The organism is Rhizobacter sp. P2_H3 (assembly GCF_056403355.1).
The window spans coordinates 1-2,511 of record NZ_JBFUFQ010000413.1 but is presented as its reverse complement, the minus strand read 5'-3'; the positions used below and the strand labels follow the sequence as shown (position 1 = coordinate 2,511).

General features: G+C 68.8%; 4 protein-coding genes. 1 reads left to right on the top strand and 3 read right to left on the bottom strand.

The genetic code is table 11. From position 1 onward, the window contains the following. Positions 1 to 326 (bottom strand): ribonuclease E activity regulator RraA (rraA, locus tag AC1D1T_RS31705; protein ID WP_477993334.1); only part of this gene is annotated, 326 nt, incomplete at its 3' end. After that, entirely contained in the window at positions 323 to 805 is a 483-nt protein-coding gene (locus tag AC1D1T_RS31700) for an Lrp/AsnC family transcriptional regulator (protein ID WP_047512060.1), read from the bottom strand. The genes AC1D1T_RS31700 and rraA, both read right to left, overlap by 4 nt. A gap of 151 nt (positions 806 to 956) precedes the next feature. Between AC1D1T_RS31700 and AC1D1T_RS31695 the strand changes: the two genes are divergently transcribed. After that, a complete protein-coding gene (locus tag AC1D1T_RS31695; protein WP_477844391.1) occupies positions 957 to 1,835 on the top strand; it encodes an EamA family transporter in 879 nt (292 codons plus the stop codon). Here AC1D1T_RS31695 and AC1D1T_RS31690 read toward each other — a convergent pair. Further along, positions 1,832 to 2,395: a hypothetical protein gene (locus AC1D1T_RS31690; RefSeq protein WP_477829521.1), complete on the bottom strand. Its 564-nt coding sequence runs from the start codon at positions 2,393 to 2,395 to the stop codon at positions 1,832 to 1,834. The two genes, AC1D1T_RS31695 and AC1D1T_RS31690, sit on opposite strands and share 4 nt — an antisense overlap. Between the last annotated feature and the right edge of the window lie 116 nt (positions 2,396 to 2,511).

Sequence of the window (2,511 nt, the reverse complement as noted above, 5' to 3'; positions counted from 1 at the left end):
ACGTAGAGCACGCAGCCGTCGACCACCAGCCCCGCCCAGCCGTTGCGTGCCGCGGCCGCCGCGAGGTTGCCGCCGACCAGCGCGCGCCGCAGCGAGCCGCCGCCGTCGACCACCAGCACCCGGCCCTGCCCCGGCGAATCGACCGCCGCCTTCACCAGCGAGTTGTCCTCGAAGCACTTCACCGTGCTGACCGGCCCGCTGAACTTCGGCCGGCCGCCGTAGTCGCGGAACACCGGCGGCAGCACGCGAAACGCGCCGTCGGTGTCGTTCTTGTGCGCATCGCACAGGTCGCAGGTGGCGAAATCGTTCGAGTGCTCGGTGCTCATGCAGTGACTTTCTTGATCGGGGGTTTCACATCTTCGCGCCGCGGCGGCAGCATCGTCTGGTGCTCGCGCGGGGTGTTCAGGATGATCGCGGTCGAGGTCTCGGTCAGCAGGCAGAACTTCGTGACGACGGCGTCGAGGTGCGCGACGTCGATCACCGCGATCTCCAGCAGCCAGCTGTCCTCGCCGGTCACGTTGTAGGCATTGACGACCTCGGGGCTCTGCTGCACCAGCTTGACGACGCGCGCGTACTCGGCGCGCCCCACCCGCATCACTGCGCGGATGCCGTAGCCCAGCTTGCCGAGGTCGACCGTCGCGCGGTAGCCGGTGATCACGCCGGCCGCCTCCAGCTTGCGCACCCGCTCGGTCACCGCCGGCTGGCTCAGGTGCACGCGACGGCCCAGTTCGGCCATCGTCAGCCGCGCATCGGCCTGCAGTTCGGCGAGGATGCGCGTGTCATGGGCGTCGATGTCAACGTTCAAGGCAAATCCTCCGAAAGTCCTTCAAACATAGCATGCGTTGCCTCGGTCGACCTTGTTTCTCGCATTCCATTGCGGCGCCCGCCTTCGTACGATGACGGCCTGATTTCTCGCGCCGAGCACCCTCATGTCCGCTTCTTCACCCACCGCCGCGATGCAACCCGAACGCCACGGCCCGCAGGCGCTGATCCTGCTGTGCCTGGCCGCCACCTGGCTCGTCTGGGGTTCCACCTACCTCGCGATCAAGTTCGCGCTGGTCAGCTTTCCGCCCTTCCTGCAGATGGGCTCGCGCTTCCTGTTTGCCGGCGTGCTGCTGATGGCGTGGATGCGCTGGCGCAGCGCGCCGTGGCCCAACCTCGTGCAATGGCGCAATGCGCTGGTGGTCGGCGCGCTGATGCTGGGCGGCGGCATGGGCGGCACCGCGTATTCGGAGCAGACCGTGGGCTCGGGCCTGGTGGTCGCGTTCATCGCGGTGGTGCCGCTGATGATCGCCGGGCTGAACCTGCTGTGGCGCGTGGTGCCGAGCCGCCTCGAGCTGCTGGGCATCGCGGTCGGGCTGGCCGGCGTGCTGATGCTGACGCAGGGCGCCGGCTTCCAGGCCTCGCCGGTCGGGCTGTTCGCGATCGCGACGGCCTGCCTCACCTGGTCGATCGGCAGCGTGCTGAGCCAGCGCAGCCTGCCGCTGGCCCCGGGCGCGACCGGCTTCGCCAGCGAGATGATCTGCGGCGGCGTCGTGCTGCTGCTGCTGGCTGCCGTCACCGGCGAGCAGATGCAGTGGCCGCCGGAACCGAAGGCGGTGGGCGCCTGGTTCTACCTGGTGGTGTTCGGCTCGCTGATCGCGTTCAACGCCTACATGGTGCTGCTGTCGAAGGCCAGCGCCGGGCTGGCGTCGAGCTACACCTTCGTGAACCCGGTGATCGCGATGCTGCTGGGCGTCGCGGTAGCCGGCGAGACCGTCACGCACTATGAATGGGCCGCCGCCGGCGTGGTGCTCGCGGGCGTCGTGCTGCTGCTCTGGAAGAAGTCCCGCTAAGCCTGTGCTGCAGCGGCTTCGCGCCGCCACAGCGTGAAGCGCTTCAGCTCGCGCGTGCTGACGGCGTTCAGCAGCTGCGCCTGGTCGAGCGGCCCGAGGTTCTGGGCCATCGCATCGAGCAGTTTCGTCGGCACCGCCTGCGCGTTCGAGACGACCAGCGCCTCGGCGTCGCTGTCGGGCTGCGTCATCAGCACGAAGAACAGGTCTTCGCCGAGCGGGCCGTCTTCGGTCGTCAGCACGTCGACCTGCCGGATGTCGGACCAGGCCAGGCGGCGCGTCGACGGCTCCTGCGGGTCGCCGGGCAGGCCGCTGCGGTGCACCAGGCCCCACGGGCTCACGTCGAGCGTGTCGTAGCCCGGCACCGCCACCTGCCGGCGCTGCGAGCGCAGCAGCGGCGGCAGCAGGCTCAAGGCCAGCAACAGCGCCCCCGGCCACCAACGCGCCTGCCCGGCCCAGGCCACCGCCAGCCAGACCAGCGAGACCGCGAGGCAGGCCCGCCAGACCCAGCGCTCTGCCGGCGTCGGTGCCGGCGTGGGATTGACGGGGAGAACTTTGTTCATCGGCAGCAATATATCGTTGGTATGACAACGGCGGTATGACATTGTCTTGAACAAGTCATCCGACAAATCCCTTCGCCCACGATCGCGATCAGGTTTTTCGGTCAGCTTCTCAGGCC

What these genes read in the sequence shown, in the direction of transcription:
- AC1D1T_RS31695 (WP_477844391.1), top strand. Translation starts at nt 957, where the DNA reads ATGCAACCCGAACGCCACGGCCCGCAGGCGCTGATCCTGCTGTGCCTG.
- AC1D1T_RS31690 (WP_477829521.1), bottom strand. Translation starts at nt 2,395, where the DNA reads ATGAACAAAGTTCTCCCCGTCAATCCCACGCCGGCACCGACGCCGGCA.